The sequence below is a fragment of the Pseudomonas sp. GW458-11-26-14-LB4 genome (assembly GCF_059423925.1).
In genome coordinates this window covers 174,748-192,741 of the sequence record NZ_JBWKYU010000010.1, presented here as the reverse complement: position 1 = coordinate 192,741, position 17,994 = coordinate 174,748, and the positions used below count along the sequence as shown (strand labels likewise).

The 17,994-nt window shown below is 60.7% G+C and carries 22 protein-coding genes; 8 read left to right on the top strand and 14 right to left on the bottom strand.

The window, feature by feature from the left end; genetic code table 11:
- Nucleotides 1-474 precede the first annotated feature (474 nt).
- The 7 genes from AC07XZ_RS15695 to AC07XZ_RS15665 all read right to left on the bottom strand — a co-directional run bounded on the left by AC07XZ_RS15695 (nt 475) and on the right by AC07XZ_RS15665 (nt 5,770).
- A complete protein-coding gene (locus tag AC07XZ_RS15695) occupies nt 475-822 on the bottom strand; it encodes a ribonuclease E inhibitor RraB (protein ID WP_007959978.1) in 348 nt (115 codons plus the stop codon).
- Nucleotides 823-1,032: 210 nt separating this feature from the next.
- Nucleotides 1,033-1,266 (bottom strand): hypothetical protein, encoded by a 234-nt coding sequence (locus tag AC07XZ_RS15690; protein WP_007959980.1) that lies wholly within the window; start codon nt 1,264-1,266, stop codon nt 1,033-1,035.
- A gap of 156 nt (nt 1,267-1,422) precedes the next feature.
- Nucleotides 1,423-2,298 carry a polyamine aminopropyltransferase gene (speE, locus tag AC07XZ_RS15685; protein ID WP_007959983.1) on the bottom strand — a complete coding sequence of 292 codons (876 nt, stop codon included), beginning with the start codon at nt 2,296-2,298 and terminating at the stop codon, nt 1,423-1,425.
- Between the two features lie 133 nt (nt 2,299-2,431).
- The gene (locus AC07XZ_RS15680; protein WP_007959984.1) at nt 2,432-2,623 is read right to left on the bottom strand and encodes a PLDc N-terminal domain-containing protein; all 192 of its coding nucleotides are present in this window, start codon (nt 2,621-2,623) and stop codon (nt 2,432-2,434) included.
- Between the two features lie 71 nt (nt 2,624-2,694).
- Nucleotides 2,695-3,225 (bottom strand): hypothetical protein, encoded by a 531-nt coding sequence (locus tag AC07XZ_RS15675; RefSeq protein WP_011333215.1) that lies wholly within the window; start codon nt 3,223-3,225, stop codon nt 2,695-2,697.
- 90 nt (nt 3,226-3,315) lie between these two features.
- Entirely contained in the window at nt 3,316-3,834 is a 519-nt protein-coding gene (locus AC07XZ_RS15670) for an ankyrin repeat domain-containing protein (protein ID WP_011333214.1), read from the bottom strand.
- 97 nt (nt 3,835-3,931) lie between these two features.
- Nucleotides 3,932-5,770: a long-chain-acyl-CoA synthetase gene (locus tag AC07XZ_RS15665; protein ID WP_102688280.1), complete on the bottom strand. Its 1,839-nt coding sequence runs from the start codon at nt 5,768-5,770 to the stop codon at nt 3,932-3,934.
- Between the two features lie 390 nt (nt 5,771-6,160).
- Between AC07XZ_RS15665 and AC07XZ_RS15660 the strand changes: the two genes are divergently transcribed.
- Nucleotides 6,161-6,439, top strand: a complete 279-nt coding sequence (locus AC07XZ_RS15660) for a DUF3509 domain-containing protein (RefSeq protein ID WP_039769924.1) — start codon at nt 6,161-6,163, stop codon at nt 6,437-6,439.
- A gap of 78 nt (nt 6,440-6,517) precedes the next feature.
- On the opposite strand, the gene mtnC is transcribed toward AC07XZ_RS15660, so the two are convergent.
- The 5 genes from mtnC to aroC form a co-directional block, all read right to left on the bottom strand.
- Nucleotides 6,518-7,201 (bottom strand): acireductone synthase, encoded by a 684-nt coding sequence (gene mtnC, locus AC07XZ_RS15655; protein WP_102688279.1) that lies wholly within the window; start codon nt 7,199-7,201, stop codon nt 6,518-6,520.
- Nucleotides 7,202-7,205: 4 nt separating this feature from the next.
- Nucleotides 7,206-7,751, bottom strand: coding sequence for a 1,2-dihydroxy-3-keto-5-methylthiopentene dioxygenase (locus tag AC07XZ_RS15650; protein WP_039770173.1), 546 nt, complete (start codon nt 7,749-7,751; stop codon nt 7,206-7,208).
- Nucleotides 7,752-7,842: 91 nt separating this feature from the next.
- Entirely contained in the window at nt 7,843-8,469 is a 627-nt protein-coding gene (locus AC07XZ_RS15645; protein ID WP_007959997.1) for a methylthioribulose 1-phosphate dehydratase, read from the bottom strand.
- Complete coding sequence (locus AC07XZ_RS15640) at nt 8,466-9,611, bottom strand: MFS transporter (protein ID WP_011333208.1); 1,146 nt, start codon at nt 9,609-9,611, stop codon at nt 8,466-8,468. The genes AC07XZ_RS15645 and AC07XZ_RS15640 overlap by 4 nt, the downstream gene beginning before the upstream one ends.
- 31 nt (nt 9,612-9,642) lie before the next feature.
- Nucleotides 9,643-10,734 carry a chorismate synthase gene (aroC, locus tag AC07XZ_RS15635; RefSeq protein WP_011333207.1) on the bottom strand — a complete coding sequence of 364 codons (1,092 nt, stop codon included), beginning with the start codon at nt 10,732-10,734 and terminating at the stop codon, nt 9,643-9,645.
- 130 nt (nt 10,735-10,864) lie between these two features.
- Here aroC and AC07XZ_RS15630 point away from each other — a divergent pair, with 130 nt between their 5' ends.
- Both AC07XZ_RS15630 and AC07XZ_RS15625 read left to right on the top strand, forming a co-directional pair.
- On the top strand, nt 10,865-11,818 hold the full coding sequence (locus AC07XZ_RS15630) for an alpha/beta hydrolase (protein WP_102688278.1): 954 nt from the start codon (nt 10,865-10,867) through the stop codon (nt 11,816-11,818).
- 96 nt (nt 11,819-11,914) lie between these two features.
- The gene (locus AC07XZ_RS15625; protein ID WP_102688277.1) at nt 11,915-12,706 is read left to right on the top strand and encodes a hypothetical protein; all 792 of its coding nucleotides are present in this window, start codon (nt 11,915-11,917) and stop codon (nt 12,704-12,706) included.
- 108 nt (nt 12,707-12,814) lie between these two features.
- Here AC07XZ_RS15625 and prmB read toward each other — a convergent pair whose 3' ends face one another.
- A complete protein-coding gene (prmB, locus tag AC07XZ_RS15620) occupies nt 12,815-13,723 on the bottom strand; it encodes a 50S ribosomal protein L3 N(5)-glutamine methyltransferase (RefSeq protein WP_007960007.1) in 909 nt (302 codons plus the stop codon).
- 239 nt (nt 13,724-13,962) lie between these two features.
- Here prmB and AC07XZ_RS15615 point away from each other — a divergent pair, with 239 nt between their 5' ends.
- The 5 genes from AC07XZ_RS15615 (at nt 13,963) to AC07XZ_RS15595 (ending at nt 16,733) form a co-directional block, all read left to right on the top strand.
- Nucleotides 13,963-14,553, top strand: a complete 591-nt coding sequence (locus tag AC07XZ_RS15615; protein ID WP_011333204.1) for a cysteine hydrolase family protein — start codon at nt 13,963-13,965, stop codon at nt 14,551-14,553.
- A gap of 131 nt (nt 14,554-14,684) precedes the next feature.
- Nucleotides 14,685-15,005: a hypothetical protein gene (locus AC07XZ_RS15610; RefSeq protein ID WP_007960009.1), complete on the top strand. Its 321-nt coding sequence runs from the start codon at nt 14,685-14,687 to the stop codon at nt 15,003-15,005.
- A gap of 74 nt (nt 15,006-15,079) precedes the next feature.
- Nucleotides 15,080-15,637: a Smr/MutS family protein gene (locus AC07XZ_RS15605; protein ID WP_085748499.1), complete on the top strand. Its 558-nt coding sequence runs from the start codon at nt 15,080-15,082 to the stop codon at nt 15,635-15,637.
- A gap of 77 nt (nt 15,638-15,714) precedes the next feature.
- On the top strand, nt 15,715-16,260 hold the full coding sequence (gene folE, locus AC07XZ_RS15600) for a GTP cyclohydrolase I FolE (protein WP_003204506.1): 546 nt from the start codon (nt 15,715-15,717) through the stop codon (nt 16,258-16,260).
- Nucleotides 16,261-16,361: 101 nt separating this feature from the next.
- Entirely contained in the window at nt 16,362-16,733 is a 372-nt protein-coding gene (locus AC07XZ_RS15595; RefSeq protein ID WP_102688276.1) for a glutaredoxin family protein, read from the top strand.
- A gap of 31 nt (nt 16,734-16,764) precedes the next feature.
- On the opposite strand, the gene AC07XZ_RS15590 is transcribed toward AC07XZ_RS15595, so the two are convergent.
- Nucleotides 16,765-17,931 carry an aminotransferase-like domain-containing protein gene (locus tag AC07XZ_RS15590; protein WP_102688275.1) on the bottom strand — a complete coding sequence of 389 codons (1,167 nt, stop codon included), beginning with the start codon at nt 17,929-17,931 and terminating at the stop codon, nt 16,765-16,767.
- Nucleotides 17,932-17,994: the final 63 nt, after the last annotated feature.

Sequence of the window (17,994 nt, the reverse complement as noted above, 5' to 3'; positions counted from 1 at the left end):
TACTCCTTGTCACTCCGGACATACAGGCCTTCGCAAGGCCCGTGCCATCGGCATAAACGCTTTGATTTCAATCGGTTGGATATTCACGTCACATGCACCGCACCATTCCTGTGCGGCAAATGCTCCAACCTGATCGCCCCCGCTTCATTGCGACGCAGTCCCGTCGCCTATCACCAGCATAGTCAGAGTTGATTTCACTGCTCGGTGCCGGCTGCGGATAATCCGCGCATCCGCTGCAAAAACGTCGCTGACGAAGTACGCAGCCCCACTGATCCGGCTTGCCTCGGCAGCCATCCCGGCCGTAACCCTGACCGGTTTCCTCTCCTTGCGGTCTTCCCTTTCAGCCACCTTTTCAGGTGGCTTTTTTTTGCGCCGGTTTCTTGTTTCAGGGTTTTGCCATGGGGTGTTCAGGGGGGCAGAAACGACAACGGCCGACCCGAAGGTCAGCCGTAGCTCGACGTGTTGCGAGAGTGATCAGTTCAAACGGTGCCGGTTGCGGATCTCCTGTTTCACGCCCCAGCCTTCGATGATGCCGCCCAAGGGCTCGACCACCGCCGAAAAGCCCTGCTCGAAATCGCCAATGTCGTCGTAGGTTGCGTACATCACCTTGCTCAATTCCAGAGACCAGGCGCCGTCGTCGCGCGCACTGACCTGGGCATTGATGGATTCACCGCGAAATTTGCCTGCCGCCCTGCGCGCCCGCTCCTCGTCCGGGAAAATGGCGTAGAACTCGATGGGATGGAATCGGGAAAAATCGAAACCGCCTTCTTTCATGCGGCGCAGCACACTGCTGCTGATGTCTTCTTGATAGGCTGTGCTCATGAATCGTCCCCCTCGCATAGATGGATAGACTTTCCGTATTCCCTGCACTGGCCCAACGGGCCCGGGTGCTTACGGCAACCGCGTTGCCGGCGGGAAACAAGCATGTAGCTGACAAGACCAGACCTTAGCGATCCGTTCGCTGATCTCGCTTGCAGAGTAGCCCCAAGATAGAGCCGCTGCCAAGGCCTGGTACATGAAGAAAATGAAGATTCAGATTGGGGTGATGCTGCGGATTTCGATGCTGTTCTGGGTTTTCAGGCTTTTCACGCCGGCATCGGCGGTGCGCCCTTCCAGATCGTTCAGGTCAAGCTCGGCGGCGACCGGCAACAACCGCTCCTTGATGAGGCGAGCTGCCCGTTCATGGCTGGGGCATTCCTCGCACTCGAAGACTTCGTCGATCGTTTCACCATGATCGTCCACGAAAGTGACTTTCCACTTTGACATCGGAGCCTCCTCGATCAAACCCGCAAATGGGCTTACACCTATCTCGACTTTTGTCAGGATTGATCGTTCAAAAGGTTTACACCGATGCAACATGAAAAAAGCCGAGGCCGACGTGTTTTCGCACACCGGCCTCGGCTTTTTCTGACCCGTGATCGATCAGTCGTTGCTTGGCTTGTTCACTGCCTGCAGCACGTATTGCGGCAAGGCGAAGGCGCCGATGTGGATTTCCGGGTTGTAGTAGCGGGTGACGATGCCGCTGCCGATGAAACGCTGTTGCAGCACTTCGCGGCTCAGCTTGCGGTACGCAGGGTTGGTCGAACCCCAGGCGAAGGTCATCGAACCGCCGATATAGGTCGGCACGGCCGCCTGATAGAAGTGCCAGTCCGGGAACAGGCTGCGCAGGCGGCCGGCGGTGGTTTTCACTTCTTCGATCTGCATGAACGGCGTGCCGTTCTGGGTCACGAGGATGCCGCCCTCGTTCAGGCAGCGGTGGCAGGCCTGGTAGAAGTTTTCCGAGAACAGCACTTCGCCCGGGCCGATCGGGTCGGTGGAGTCGGAAATGATCACGTCGAACTTTTCGGTGGTGGTGGCGACGAAACGCATGCCGTCGTCGATTACCAGGTTCAGGCGTGGATCGTCGTAGGCGCCCTTGGAGTGGTTCGGCAGGAATTCCTTGCACATGTCGACCACGGTGCCGTCGATCTCGACCATGGTGATGTGCTCGACGCTGGCGTGTTTGGTCACTTCGCGCAGCATGCCGCCGTCGCCGCCGCCGATGATCAGCACGCGCTTGGCGGTGCCGTGGGCGAGGATCGGCACGTGGGTGAGCATTTCGTGGTAGATGAATTCATCGGCTTCGGTGGTCTGGATCACGCCGTCCAGCGCCATCACCCGGCCCATGCGCGGGTTCTGGAAGATCACCAGGTGCTGGTGTTCGGTGCGCACTTCGTGCAGCAGTTTTTCCATGCGAAAACGCTGGCCGTAGCCTTCGTAGAGGGTTTCCAGGTATTCGCTGGTCTTGGTGACGGTCATGGTGAGTGCTCCGATGAATGCGCGGGCGCCAATCGTCAGGTTCGATTGCCCGGGAAAGGCGCGCATTCTACGTTGCCGAAGATGACAGGTCGAACCTCAGTTCATCGGTCCGACCCAATCACGGTGCGAACGGTCAGATCCGCACATTGCCCCGCGGCCCGGCAATCGCCCAGATGATCAGGCCCAGCACCGGCAGGAGGATGATCAACAGCACCCAGAGGATTTTCATCCCGGTCTCGGCGCCGCTTTTCAGCACATTGATGATCGCCCAGATGTCGAGCGCAAGAATGATCAGGCCGACCAGGCCGTTGAACGTGGAACCCATGGTGTCGCTCCAGAATAGTGGCATGCACTTTTAGGATAGACGGTCGCGCTCAGGGTTCCCTTTTATTGCGTTCAGACGTGAACGGCGACCTTCAGGGCTTCCAGCGACGGCGCGGCGGCAATGCCGACTTCGGCGCACAGTTCCAGTACGCGCGGCACGTCGTTGCCGTAGACCAGCACCACTTGCAGCTCGTCGTCGAGCAGCTGGCTGAAGTTCATCAGCGTGTAACCACCGTTTTCCTTGTTCAGGCTGCTCATCTGCACCTGGATGCGGTTGAGCGCGGTCAGCGCCTCGGTCTTGGCCAGTTGCTTGGGCTTGAGGTTGAACTCGACGCCCGGGCCGAACGAAGCCACGATCTGTGCGAACAGGTCAACGTAGGTGTCCGCCTGAAACAGTACGGTCTCCGGCAGGCTGCCGACCACCACCCATTCGCCCAGCGGAATCGGGAAAGTATCGTCGTAGTTGATGTCCGGGTTGGCGGTCAGAAATGCGTCGGCATCGGCGTAAGCCTGCGCCGCTTCATCCGCGACTTTCAGGATCTCGTCTTCGCCCATGCAGCCGGAGCTGATTTTGCTGATGAGTTCGGCGAGTGCGGCTTTCATGGGGGCGGATCCTGTGGCGAAGGGAATTTTGAGGGCGCGAAGGATAGCGCATTCTCGCCTTCGCCACAGATCGGGTTCCGGCCAGCGGCCTCAGCCCAGCAGTTTTTCCAGCTGCGCGGTGGTGTCCACGGCGCCCATGGTGCGGGCCGCGTCCAGCGCGGTGATGCCATTGGCATCCTTGGCTTTCGGGTCGGCGCCCTGGTCGATCAGGTAATCGACGATTTCAACCCGGTTGAACATCGCCGCCATCATCAGCGCCGTGCGGCCATCGAAGGATGCGCCCTCAATCTGCGCACCGCCCTCGACCAAAGCCTTGACTACGGCCAGATCACCCTTGAACGCCGCGCCGGCAATCGGGCTCTGGCCGTTGCCGTTGCGTTGTTCCGGGTCGGCCTTGTGCTTGAGCAACACTTGCACCGCATCCACATGCCCGTAGTAGCTGGCAAGCATTAGCAGGGTGTCGCCCTTGCTGTTGGTCAGGTTCACCGGCAGACCGGCAGTGATCAGGCGATCGAGCATCACCGCGTCGCCCTCGCGCGCCTTGTTGAACACCTGTTCAGTGAATTCGGCTGCTTCCTCGGGGGTCATCTGGCGGCTTTGGTCGGACATGGGGCAACTCCACTTTCGGTCGTTCGGAAAGCCGACAGTTTCCCGAGCGCGGCGATAGCTGTCATCCCCTTTTTTCCAAGATGACCGATAGCCAATATCAATAGCGATACTTGCCTGCCCGGATGTCGACAAGGATTTCATTCGTCACCTGCACGTAGGTTTCGGTTCCCGGCAGCCAGGCATAAATCGGGTCATCCCCCGTCTGGCCGGGGTCGAAACCTTCGTTTTTCAGGCGGGTCTTCTGGTATTTGAAGGTGCCGGTGGTTTCCATTTTCACCTTGACCCGCAGGAACAGCGGCACCGCGTAGGCCGGCAGGCGTTCGCGGGTGAAGGCCAGCAGTTCGGCGAAATCCAGGGTCGCCAAAGACTCGGCCGGGGTGATCGCCGCCATCCCGGCGCGACCGTTGGTGTTGGGGATTTCCACGCCATAGGCCACGGCTTCGGAAATGTGCGGATGTTGGAGCAGCAGGTTCTCGACCTCGGTGGTCGAGACGTTTTCGCCCTTCCAGCGGTAGGTGTCGCCGAGGCGGTCGACAAACTGTGCGTGGCCGAAACCGATGTTGCGCAGCAGATCGCCGGTGTTGAAGAAGCGGTCGCCCTTGGTGAACACGTCCTGCAGAACGACCTTGGCGGTTTTCTGCGGATCGGTGTAGCCGTCCAGCGGCGCCTTATCGTCGATCCGCGCCAGCAACAGCCCCCGCTCACCCCGGTCGACCTTGCGCATGAACCCGTCGTCACCGCGAATCGGCTCGCCGCTGCCCTGGTCGTAGGCCACCAACTCCCAGGCCATCAGCGAGAAACCGATGGTGTTGTCGAAATTGAGGATGTTGGTGAAGCCGATATTGCCGTCGCTGGCGGCGTACAGCTCGCAGATGTGATCCACGCCGAAGCGGGTCTTGAACTCGGCCCACGCACCGGGCCGCAGGCCGTTGCCGATCATCTTTCGCACATCATGACGACTGTCGTCGGCACTGAGCGGCTGATCCACCAGATACCGGCACAACTCGCCGACGTAACCGATGGTGGTTGCGCGATAGCGACGCACATCGCTCCAGAACTGCCGGGCGCTGAACTTGCGGCGAATCGCGAAACCCGACGCGCCATTGACCGCCGAACCCCAGCACACGCAAAGCCCGGTGGCGTGGTACAGCGGCAAGGTGCAATAGACGATGTCGTCCGGGCGCATGTCGAGGGCGATCATGCCGAAGCTCGCCGAACTGCGCATCCAGCGGCCGTGCTTGAACACCCCGGCCTTGGGCAAACCGGTGGTGCCGGAGGTGTAGATGTAGAAGCACGGGTCGTCGAAGAAAATCTGCCGGCTGCTGGCCGGGTTGTCGCCCGAGGCGTCGGCACTGGCGCTGATCAGGTTGATGTAGCCCTCGGGCGCGATGCCCGGATGGCTGAAGGTATCCTGATCGGCGACGAACCAGGCGCGCGCTGCCGGGATCGCTACTTGCTCGCGTACCGCCGCAAATGCCGGCAGCAACTCATCACCGACAACAATCGCCGCCGGGGTCACCAGATTGATGCTGTGGATCAGCGTATCGCGGGTCTGCGAGGTATTGAGCAGCGCGCTGACGGCGCCGACTTTGGCCAGCGCCAGAATCGTCACCAGCAGTTCCGGACGGTTCTCGATGAACACCGCCACCACATCGCCCTTGCCGATGCCCTGCCCGATCAGATAGTGGGCGATGCGGTTGGCCCACTGGTTGACCTGTGAATAACTCAGCACCACCTCGCCCGACAGCAGCGCGGGGCCCTCGGGATTGCGCAGGGTCGCTTGCTCGAATGTCCAGCCCAGGCCACAGGTTTGGGTCGGATCCGTGACGTTGGCCACCTTCATGCCTTTCACCACCCGTGGAATGGCTTTGGCAATCATCGGCAGTTTGCGGAGCATCATGCCCCAGGTAATCGTGTCGCTCGGCGCTTGGTGCATGGCAGCTCCCGTTCGACCTTGACGTGCAGGCCGGATTTTTATTGTCGGGCAATCGGGTGAGACAACCGGCGCTTCTCGAGCGAGGGTCGAGGCCGAAAATACGTCAGGGCTTCGCGGGCTGTACACGCGGTTTTTGCAATGTTTTGTATCCGTCCCGGCACTACTAAACGCCACATGATTACAGCCAAGGGTATTGGTTCAATCGAATCGACAATGATCCCGCAAAATGCAGGATGCACGATGGCCATTCATGCAGATTGCACGACAGCCAAAACCATCAGATTTTATAAATTACTGATTTATAAGGATTTTTAGAAACTCAAATACTGGCACAATCGCTGCAACTCCCTATACATGCTTGCCATTCAAGTGCATACGGAGCTGAAAGACATGAACCTGATCCAAGAAAAATTTACCTCCCTGTTTTCCAACTTCGCCGTCACCACCCAGCCCCGTCCCGATGGCGGGATCCTGCTGACGCTGAAGAGTGCCGACGGCAAAGTGTTCAAGCGTGCGCTCACGTATCAGCAACTGCATACCGGTGATCAACTGTCGTGGGCGATCAGCGCGATCCGTCGTGATCTGGCGGAACAGGCCAGCGAGCTGCCACAGATCGGCATGCTGCAAAGCCAGCAGCGTTTTGCCCTGCCGACCTATCACTCGATGTAATTCGAACACCGTATAAACAGACAGGCCGTGGAGCTTTCGCTTCACGGCCTGTTTTTTTTGCGCGTCGATTGTGTGAACTCAGAACGCTTCCGGCTCAATCCCGGTGAAGCTGTCGACGGTCACATGCCCTGCCAGTTCCCCGCCTTCACGGGCCAGGCCGCAGGTTTGCAAGCCGGCTGACTGGGCGGCGTCGAGCTCCTGGACGATGTCCGAGAGGAACAGGATTTCCTGCGGTTCGACACCGATGGCCTGCTGGATATTGCTGTACGACTGCGCCTCGCGCTTGGGGCCCGACGTCGTGTCGAAGTAGCCACTGAACAGCGGCGTCAGATCCCCTGCTTCCGAGCAGCCGAAAATCAGCTTTTGCGCCTGAATCGAACCGGACGAATATACAAACAGTTGATGACCGGCCTGATGCCAGCGCTGGAGCGCTTCAACGGCGTCCGGGTAAACATGGCCTTTCAACTGCCCGGCCTGATAACCCTGCTCCCAGACCATGCCCTGCAACGCTTTCAGCGGCGTGGCCTTGCGGTCTTCGGCGATCCAGGCCAGCAGAATTTCCACGACTCGCTCGACATCAGCCTGCGGTTCGTTGCTGTCGCGGCGCACGGCGTCCAGTTGCTCGGCAACGTCGGCACGCTGGGCGTTCTGGCGAACGAAGTCTGGCAGGTGCTTCGCCGCATACGGGAACAGCACGTCGAACACAAAACTCACTGCGCTGGTGGTGCCTTCGATGTCGGTGAGAATGACCTTGATCGACATCGGCTCAGTCCTCCAGACGCGGGAAGCGGCCGGCGATGTCTTCGCCGGTGAAGTTGGCGACCCAGCCTTCAGGGTTGTTGAACAGGCGGATCGCCACAAAGTGCGGATTCTCGCCCATGTCGAACCAGTGTTTGGTGCCGGCCGGCACCGAAATCAGGTCGTTCTTCTCGCACAGTACGGCGTAGACGTAATCGTCGATGTGCAAGGTAAACAGGCCACGACCGGCGACGAAGAAACGCACTTCGTCTTCACCATGGCGATGTTCTTCGAGGAACTTGGCGCGCAATTCGGCTTTTTGCGGATGGTCACTGTTGAGGCTGATCACATCGACCGTAATGTAACCGCGCTCGGTCATCAGTTTGTCGATCTGCTCTTTATAGGCACCGATCACTTCTTCCTGGCTCGCGCCGGGCTGGATCTTTGCGGCGGCTTGCCAGCGGTCGAAGCGCACGCCCTGCTCGGCCAGGGTCGAAGCGATGTCTTCGAAATGGGTCAGCACCTTGTTCGGAATCTCGGGGCTGGAAACGTGATAGACGGACAGGCTGCTCATGGGGCATTCCTCGGTATCGGCCTTGCCGTCCGGTTCTTCGAGACCGGTCGGGCACTGCATTCATCAGGCAAAGGGGCTGGTTCTGGTGAAGTCAGCCTTGGCGGTTCATGACGCTGCGGGTCTTCAACTCGCATTCAAACAGGAATTCAAAGGCCTCGATCTGACGCAACGCGTCGCTCATCTGCGCGCCCCAGGTGTAGAGGCCGTGGCCGCGAATCAGATAACCGACGCAATCGGGATGGGCGTCGAGCCAAGGCTGCACCTTGGCGGCGAGGCGCGCAATGTCCTGATCGTTGTCGAAGATCGGCACGCGCACCCGGGATTCGTGGGTCGAGATGCCGCTGAAAGCTTTTTGCAGTTCGTAGTCTTCGAACTCGATGAAGTCTTGCGGCGTCAGTCGCGACAGCACCGTGGCGTTCACCGAGTGAGTGTGCAACACCGCGCCGATCTCCGGGCGCCAGCTGTAGAGCTGGGTATGCAACAAGGTTTCGGCGGACGGCTTTTTGCCGGGCTCAAGACTGTTGCCGGACAGGTCGGTGGCGAGCACGTCGTCCAGGCCCAACTGGCCCTTGTGCTTGCCGGACACGGTCAGCAGCGCTTCGCTCGGCGACAGACGCGTCGAGTAATTGCTGCTGGTGGCCGGCGACCAGCCGCGACCATAAAGAAAACGCCCGGCGTCGACAATTTGCTGGGCAAGCTGTTCACGGGTAAGGCTCATGGCCTGTCCTCTTGCATTCGAATGGCAATGATAACGGCAGCGGCGAGCGCTGCGAGACTGGCAATACTAAAGGTCAATGTCGCGCCGAGGGCATTCCAGCTGTAACCGGAATACAACGCGCCGAGCGCACCGCCGGTGCCGGCCAGCGCGGCATACAACGCCTGGCCCTGCCCTTGCTGGCGCGCGCCGAAGCTACGTTGCACGAACGCGATGGCAGCCGCATGAAAGCTGCCGAAGGTCGCCGCGTGCAGCACTTGGGCAAACAGCAAGACCCAGAGGAACTCGGCGAACGAACCTAGCAGCAACCAGCGCAACGCCGCCAGCAGAAAACTCGCCATCAGCACCCGCCGCAGGGAAAAACGCGCGAGGATCCGGCTCATGGCCATGAACATCAGCACTTCCGCCACCACGCCGACCGCCCAGAGCATGCCGATCACGCCACGGCTGTAACCCAGTCGCTCAAGGTGCAGAGTCAAAAACGTGTAATACGGCCCGTGGCTCATCTGCATCAGCGCCACGCAACCGTAGAATGCCAGCACCCCAGGATTGCGCAATTGCTTGAGAAAGCCCTCGCCTGTCGGCCGGTTGCCCTGAGGCGGCTGAGCGTTCGGCACCCACAGACTGCTGAGCACGATGCCGGCCATGATCAACACCAGCGCCGCCGGGTAGATGTCGAGGCTGAGCCATTCGAACAGGCGACCGAGGGCGACCACAGTGATGATGAAACCGATGGAACCCCACAGCCGAATCTGACTGTAGCGGGAGGTCTGGCCTTGCAGATGCGCGAGGGTGATGACTTCAAACTGCGGCAGCACGGCGTGCCAGAAGAACGCATGCAACGCCATGACCATCGCCAGCCAGGCGTAGGTCTTGCTGACGAAAATCAATGAGAACGTCAGCAGCGTACACACCGCGCCGAAGCGCACGATGGCCAGGCGCCTGCCGGTGTAATCGCCGAGCCAGCCCCAGATGTTCGGCGCCACGCAGCGCATCAGCATCGGGATCGCCACCAGCTCGCCGATGCGCGCGGCGCTGAATCCGAGGTGATCGAAGTACAGCGCCAGAAACGGCGCCGTCGAACCGAGCAAGGCGAAATAGAACAGATAGAAACTGGACAGCCGCCAGTACGGGAGCGCCGCCACGGTCAGACCGCGGCGGCTTTGAGATCACCCATCAAAGCTGACCCAGCACCGGGGTGCTCACGCGCACATCGGCGTTCTGGCCACGGTGACGCAGCAGGTGATCCATCAGCACGATGGCCATCATCGCCTCGGCAATCGGCGTAGCGCGGATACCGACACATGGGTCGTGACGGCCCTTGGTAATGACATCGACAGGGTTGCCGTCAATGTCGATCGAACGGCCCGGGGTGGTGATGCTCGAGGTCGGCTTCAACGCCAGGTGCGCGACGATCGGCTGACCCGAAGAGATCCCGCCGAGAATGCCGCCGGCGTTGTTGCTGAGGAAACCTTCCGGAGTCAGCTCATCACGGTGTTCGGTGCCGCGCTGGGCAACGCAGGCGAAACCGGCGCCGATTTCCACGCCTTTGACCGCGTTGATGCTCATCAGTGCGTGGGCCAGTTCGGCGTCGAGACGGTCGAAGATCGGCTCGCCCAGGCCCGGCATCACACCTTCGGCAACCACGGTGATCTTCGCCCCGACGGAATCCTGATCGCGACGCAGCTGGTCCATGTAGGCTTCCAGCTCCGGCACCTTGTCCGGGTCCGGGCTGAAGAAGGCGTTCTGCTCGACCGATTCCCAGGTCTTGAACGGGATCTCGATCGGGCCGAGCTGGCTCATGTAGCCGCGAATGACAATGCCCTGGCTGGCCAGGTACTTCTTGGCGATGGCGCCGGCCGCGACGCGCATGGCGGTTTCCCGCGCCGAGCTGCGACCGCCGCCGCGATAATCGCGCTCGCCGTATTTGTGGTGGTAGGTGTAGTCGGCGTGGGCCGGGCGGAACAGATCCTTGATCGCCGAGTAGTCCTTGGACTTCTGGTCGGTGTTGCGGATCAGCAGGCCGATGGAGCAGCCGGTGGTGCGGCCCTCGAACACGCCGGAAAGGATTTCGACTTCGTCGGCTTCCTGGCGCTGGGTGGTGTGGCGGCTGGTGCCCGGCTTGCGACGATCGAGGTCGCGTTGCAGGTCCTCAAGGGAAATCTCCAGGCCCGGCGGGCAGCCGTCGACAATGGCGACCAACGCCGGACCATGGCTTTCGCCCGCGGTGGTGACAGTGAACAGCTTGCCGTAGGTATTGCCGGACATGCAGGACGCTCCGTGAAATCGAACCCAAATTCGTGATGCGCGCCAGTATACGCAGGCTAACCGAGTAGTTCATCCTCGAACCTTAGCGGTGTGGGTGAGTCCAACCGGCACCTTGGCAAATGATGGCGTGATGATGCTGCGAGTTTTGATCTTGAGCCTTTCCCTGTTTACCGGCTTCGTCCAGGCAACTGTCCTGCAACGACCGGTCACGTTGACTACCGACAATGGCGAACTTTTCGGCTCGCTGTTGCTGCCGAAATCCGACAGCCCCGTGCCGGTTGTCCTGATCCTTTCCGGCTCGGGTCCTACCGATCGTGACGGAAACAACCCCGATGGCGGGCGCAATGACAGCCTAAAGCGACTGGCCTGGGTGCTGGCCAAACACAACGTCGCCAGTGTGCGTTTCGACAAGCGCGGGGTGGCGGCCAGCCTGGCGGCAACTCCGGACGAGCGAAACCTGTCGGTGGAAGCCTACGTGGCGGACGCCGTGGCCTGGGGCCAGAAGCTGAAAGCCGATCCGCGCTTCGGCCCGTTGATCCTGCTCGGCCACAGCGAAGGCGCGCTGATTGCCAGCCTGGCGGCGCCAAAGGTCGACGCGGCGGCGGTCATCTCGCTCTCCGGCACGGCCCGACCGATCGATCAGGTGCTGCGTCGGCAACTGGCCCGCAGCCTCCCTCCCCCGCTGATGCTGCGCAGCAACGAACTGCTCGACAGCCTCAAGGCCGGGCGCACCGACGACAATGTGCCGGCGCCGTTGCAGGTGATCTTCCGTCCGAGTGTGCAGCCGTACCTGATTTCGCTGTTCCGTCAGGATCCGGCGGCGGCCTTCGCCCAGCTGAAAATGCCGGCGCTGATCGTGCAAGGCAGCAACGACATTCAGGTTCAGGTCGATGATGCGAAATTGCTCAAGGCCGCCAAACCGGACGCGCAACTGGCGCTGATCGAAGGCATGAACCACGTGTTGCGCATCGTGCCCAACGACGTGAAGCGGCAACTGGCCTCCTACAAGGACCCGAATTTGCCCCTGGCGGCTGAACTGGGGACACGCGTTCTTGAATTTATTGACGGACTTCGCACCCGTTAAGCTCTTTTACCCTCTAGGACTTTGAAAAACGGCCGATAAGCCTTTGTCGCCAGCGTACTGGCTGGCGGCAAGCAGCTTGGACAGGATCTCGCCGTTATGACTGATACCCAGACTTCACCCGACACCACCGCTGAAAAAGACGCACCGCCAGCGGTCGAGCTGCCATGGGCGGATGTCCACGTCGAGCACCACAAGATGCTCCGCCTGGCGCCGTTGCAGACCGACCGCAACACCGGCGGGCGGCCGCTGCGCTTCGTTGAATTCGGTTACGCCGAGCGCAACGGCAAAGAACACAGCCTGATGCGCATGGCGATCAAGTTGCCCGCTCAGCGCGTGCGTAAAGAACAGAATCATCTGGACGTGTGGGTCGATCACACGACCAAACGCGTGCACTTCGGTCCGGACAGCGGTTTGCAGATCGAACCGATGAACCGTGGCATCGGCCGTTTCATGGCTGCCCAGGGCATCAGCTGGGCGAAAAAGCGCTGGCCCACCTACACCGTCGACGGCATGGACTTGAACAACAAGGACGCGCTGAACGAAGACACTCGCCTGCGCCGCGATCACTTTCTGCGAGTGCACGGCTTTGATGTGGTTTACGCCGACGCCCAGCATTTGAAGGGCAGCGTCAAGGAAGTGCAGGTCGGCGATTTGCTGGGCGACTGGAACAGCGAAAAGCTGCAGATCGTCGAAATTCTTGAAGCCGCGCAGATGTTGCAGCAGGCTGAGCAGAATCTGGCCGAGCAGGAAGTGAAGCTGAAGAAGCAGGAAGACAAGGTCAGCAAGTTCAAGCGTGAAGACGCCGGTTTGCGTTTCACCATTACTTGCCTGGTGGCGTTTGCGGTGTTTCAGGCCGGGTTGCTGATCTGGATTGCAACGCACCGCTGACTGATCTTTCCCACACTCCGCGTTTGACTCGGATGGGACGCGGAGCGTCCCGGGCTGCATTCCCACGCAGACGGTTCGACGCCTCGACGTGGGAACGATCGACGTCAGTCAGACGCGGGAGGCGAACAGTGCCTGATGGGCGCGGCACTGTTCGGCGGTCAGCATGAACACGCCATGCCCGCCGCGCTCGAACTCCAGCCAGGCAAAATCGACTTCCGGGTACAGCGCCTCGACGTGGACCTGGCTGTTGCCCACCTCGACAATCAGCAAACCCTTCTCGGTCAGATGATCCGCCGCTTCGGCGAGCATCCGGCGCACCAGATTCAAACCGTCATCGCCGCAGGCCAGGCCCAGTTCCGGCTCGTGCTGGTATTCGTCCGGCATGTCGGCGAAATCTTCCGCATCGACGTAGGGCGGGTTCGACACGATCAGGTCGAAACGTTGACCCGGCAGACCATCAAAACCATCGCCCTGCACAGTGAACACACGCTCATCGACGCCATGACGCTCGATGTTCTGGTTCGCCACTTCCAGCGCTTCGAACGACAGATCCGCCAGCACCACTTCGGCGTTCTGGAACTCGTAGGCGCAGGCGATGCCGATGCAGCCGGAGCCGGTGCACAGGTCGAGAATGCGCGCAGGTTCGTCACCGATCCATGGGGCAAAACGGTTTTCGATCAGCTCGCCAATCGGCGAACGCGGGATCAGCACGCGCTCATCGACGATGAACGACATGCCGCAGAACCAGGCTTCGCCCAGCAGGTAAGCGGTCGGAATGCGTTCTTCGATGCGGCGTTTGAGTAGGCGCTGAAGATTGACCAGCTCATCGTCCTCCAGCGCGCAATCCAGATAGCTGTCGGCGATTTCCCATGGCAGGTGCAAGGCACCGAGCACTAGCTGCCGGGCTTCGTCCCAGGCATTGTCGGTGCCATGGCCGAAAAACAGATCCTCCCCATGGAAGCGGCTGACGGCCCAACGGATGTGGTCGCGCAGGGTACGAAGTCGGGAAGTGATCACGGGGCAGAACTCCAGAAAAAACGACTGGCGATTCTAGCAGCCAAAACGCGCCGCGACGACGCAGGAAAGATTCCGGGGCGACGGTAGGACGCTTCCGATTTTCCCCTCGGCTATTGAACAGATCGTGTAACTTGACAAGGCTGCAGGCCAGCAACGACGGTGTCTACGATGGTAGCGATTCACAGAACCGCTCAGCCAGAGGACAATGTCGCAAAAGCCCCACCCGAAGGAGCCCCAGAATGTCCGTTCCAAAAACGATGTTTCAACTCAGCGGTCGCGGTTACGCAGCGGCCACGTTGAGCCATGCCACCGTGGTCATCATCGATGCCCAGAAAGAGTACCTCAGCGGCCCGCTGGCCCTGAGCGGCATGGACGCGGCTGTCGCGAACATCAAACAACTGGTTGCCGCCGCCCGCGCAGCCGGCCGACCGATCGTGCATGTGCGCCACCTCGGCACCGTCGGCGGTCTGTTCGACCCGCAGGGCGAACGCGGCGAGTTCATCCCCGGCCTGGAACCCCAGGGCGATGAAACCATCATCGGCAAACTGCTGCCGAGCGCCTTCCACGGCACCGAACTCTACGATCGTCTGCAAACCATCGGCTCGCTGGACCTGATCGTCTGCGGTTTCATGAGCCACTCCAGCGTCAGCACCACCGTGCGCGCGGCGAAGAACCTGGGTTTCCGCTGCACCCTGGTCGAAGACGCCTGCGCCACCCGCGATCTGCCGTTCAAGGGCCGCGTACTCAGCGCCGAACAGGTACAGGAAGCGGAAATGGCGATCATGGCCGACAACTTCGCCACCCTCGCGCTGACTCAGGACCTGATCTGATCGACCGTAAATGAGCGGCTCAGCTCGCCGCTCATCTGCAAAAACCTCGCATTTGCTTCAATTACCCTAGCCTCAGGAACAACCCGGTCAACTCCCGGTCGAAGGGCCGATACCCATTGAGGAAGGTCGGAATGAAGTTATCCGATGGATTTGACGCACGCCGCTTGCGGCCCAAAGGCCAAAGCAACTGGCGATTTCGATTCGGCGCGGCGATCGCGGCCATTCTGGCCACGTTCGGCGTGCTGCTGGCGATGGCCGGGGCCGCCAGCCTGCTGGGGCGCCCGCCGGCGCTCGGCGATCTGAATGCAACACCGCTCGGCTCGGCGATCATTCTCGCGGTCGGCCTGTTGTTCCTGTATTTCGGCGTGGCCCTGTGGCGTCGTTGCCGGCGTCGCGCACGGCAATCGCGGGAGCTGAACATGTCCCCGCATCTGATGAAAAAACACGATTGAATCGAAGGCCTGGCTTTTTGCCGGGCCGTTTTGTGTCTGTTTGGGTAAACTGGCCGCCCTTCGCGGAGGCTGACATGCAAGACGACGATTTTTCCCTGTTCAAAAGTGCGATCCAAGGCGTCAAGCCGATCAAGCACGACCGCGCCGACACCGGCAAACCCAAGGCTGACCGTGACCGGATCGCCAAGCTGCGCCAGTCCGCCACCGTGCGCACCGACACCACTACCGTTGACGGCCTGTCCGATCAGTTCGTGATCGACGTCGGTCCCGAAGACGAGCTGATATGGGCCCGCGACGGGGTGCAGGAAAGCCAGATGCGCAAGCTCAAGATCGGGCAGATTCCGTTCGAAGGCAGCCTCGACCTGCACGGCATGAGCGTGGAAAAAGCCCGCGAAACCCTTTGGGCCTTTCTCGCCGAAGCGACCAGATTCGAAATCCGCTGCGTGCGCGTCACCCACGGCAAGGCCGTGCGTCTGGACGGCAAGCGGCCGATGATCAAAAGCCACGTCAACACCTGGCTGCGCCAGCATGCGCAAGTACTCGGTTTCTGCTCGTGCCAGGCGAAACACGGTGGCGCCGGCGCGGTTTACGTGATGCTCAAACGCACCATGATGGAAGGCCGCGACGAATAATCCCGTCACACCGAACTTGCAGGGTCGTGTCCGCCACCGTACCCTTGCCCTTTGCGAAAATCCCCACAGGTAGTTTCATGTCCCTGGAACAGAATTACACCGCGATTCTCGGCCAATTGGGCGAGGACGTCTCCCGCGAGGGCCTGCTCGACACGCCAAAGCGTGCCGCCAAAGCCATGCAGTACCTCTGCCGCGGTTATGAACAGACGCTCGAAGAGGTCACCAACGGTGCCCTGTTCAGCTCCGACAACAGCGAAATGGTGCTGGTCAAGGACATCGAGCTCTACTCGTTGTGCGAACACCACCTGCTGCCGTTCATCGGCAAGGCCCACGTCGCGTACATCCCGAGCGGCAAAGTGCTGGGCCTGTCGAAGGTCGCGCGGATCGTCGACATGTACGCCCGCCGCCTGCAGATCCAGGAAAACCTCAGCCGCCAGATCGCCGATGCGGTCCAGCAGGTCACCGGCGCGCTGGGCGTTGCCGTGGTGATCGAGGCCAAGCACATGTGCATGATGATGCGCGGTGTCGAGAAACAGAATTCGTCGATGATCACTTCGGTGATGCTCGGTGAGTTCCGCGAAAACGCGGCGACCCGCAGCGAGTTTCTCAGCCTGATCAAGTAATGCGTGACACAAAAAAACCGGCGTTGATCGCCGGTTTTTTTCGTCCGTGAAAAATCGGGTAAGCTGCGCGCCTTCTTCAATGTCCCTGTGAGGCTTGTAACGTGTTCGTCAAAGCGCTTCGTGTCGGCCTCGGCCAACTGATCATCTTCGTTGATTTCCTCACCCGCCCGGGCAAGAAACAGCGCCCCGCCGCTGCCCAGGCTCAGGTTGATGCCGCCGCAAAGGACCTGACCCTGTATCAGTTCCACGCCTGCCCGTTCTGCGTGAAGACCCGCCGCAGCCTGCGTCGCCTGAATGTTCCGGTGGCCCTGAAGGATGCGAAAAACAACGAGCAGGATCGCCAGACCCTGCTGGAACAGGGCGGCAGGATCAAGGTGCCGTGCCTGCGCATCGAAGAGAACGGCCAGACCACCTGGATGTATGAGTCCAACACGATCATCGAATATCTGAACAAGCGGTTCGCAGCGGTCTGAATCAAAAAAACCGGCCTGAAGGCCGGTTTTTTCATGCTGCCTGCGCGGCCTGTGCCTGGCGCACCACCGCCGCTAGACGTTTGAGCCCTTCGTCCAGTCGGGCCGGATCGATGTGGCTGAAGTTCAGGCGCAGGTGGCCGGGGTTGCGATCCGGCTCGGGGAAGAACGGTTCGCCCGGCATGAACGCCACATCATTGGCCAGCGCGGTGTTCAGCAAGGTGCGGGCGTCCAGCGGTTGCTTCAGGGTCAGCCAGAAAAACAGCCCGCCCTGGGGTGTGTTCCAGTCCGCCAGATCGCCGAAGTGAGTTTCCAGCGCTGATTGAAATGCATCGCGACGCTGACGGTAGAAGCCACGCAATTCACTCAAGTGCTGCTGATATTTCTCACTGCCAATCCACTGCAACGCCTGCCACTGACCGATGCGGTTGGTGTGCAGATCCGCCGATTGTTTGAGCTTGAGCAGATGCGGGAAAAGATCCGGGCTGGCGATCAGGTAGCCGACGCGCAGACCCGGTAGCAGGGTTTTCGACACGGTGCCGGTGTAGATCCAGCTGGATTTCTTCAGGCGTCCGGCAATCGGCTGGGCACTGCCGCCATCGAAGGTCAGCTCGCGATAAGGCTCATCTTCGATCAGGGTCACGCCGAATTCGTCGAGCAATGCCGCAACGGCTTCGCGCTTGGCTTCGCTGTAGCGCACGGCGGACGGGTTCTGGAAGGTCGGAATCAAATAGATGAACGCCGGACGATGCTGCTCCAGGCGTTGACGCAACTGCGCAAGGTTCGGGCCGTCAGCCTCCAGCGGCACGGTCAGGCAATCGGCGCCGAACAACTGGAAGATCTGCAAGGCCGCCAGATAGGTCGGCGCTTCGAGCAGGATTTCGGTGCCCTTGTCGATGTACAGCTTGGCCGCCAGATCGAGGGTTTGCTGGGAGCCACTGACCACCAGCACCTGACTCGCCTCACACGGCAAACCCAGCGCCCTCGCCTCTGCCGCCAGCGCTTCGCGCAGTGCTGGCTCGCCTTCACTCATGCCGTACTGGCCGAGAGAAAGCGGCATCTCAGCCCATTCAACTTTCGGCAGCATCGCTTCGGCCGGTAAACCACCGGCGAATGACATGACCTCCGGGCGCTGGGCCGCGGCAAGGATTTCACGGATCAGAGAACTTTTGAGGCGCGAGACACGTTCGGAAAAAGCCATGGAAGTCACCGCTAGCGAGGCATGGAAAAAATGAGTCAAACTTGTTGACTGAAATTACGACAC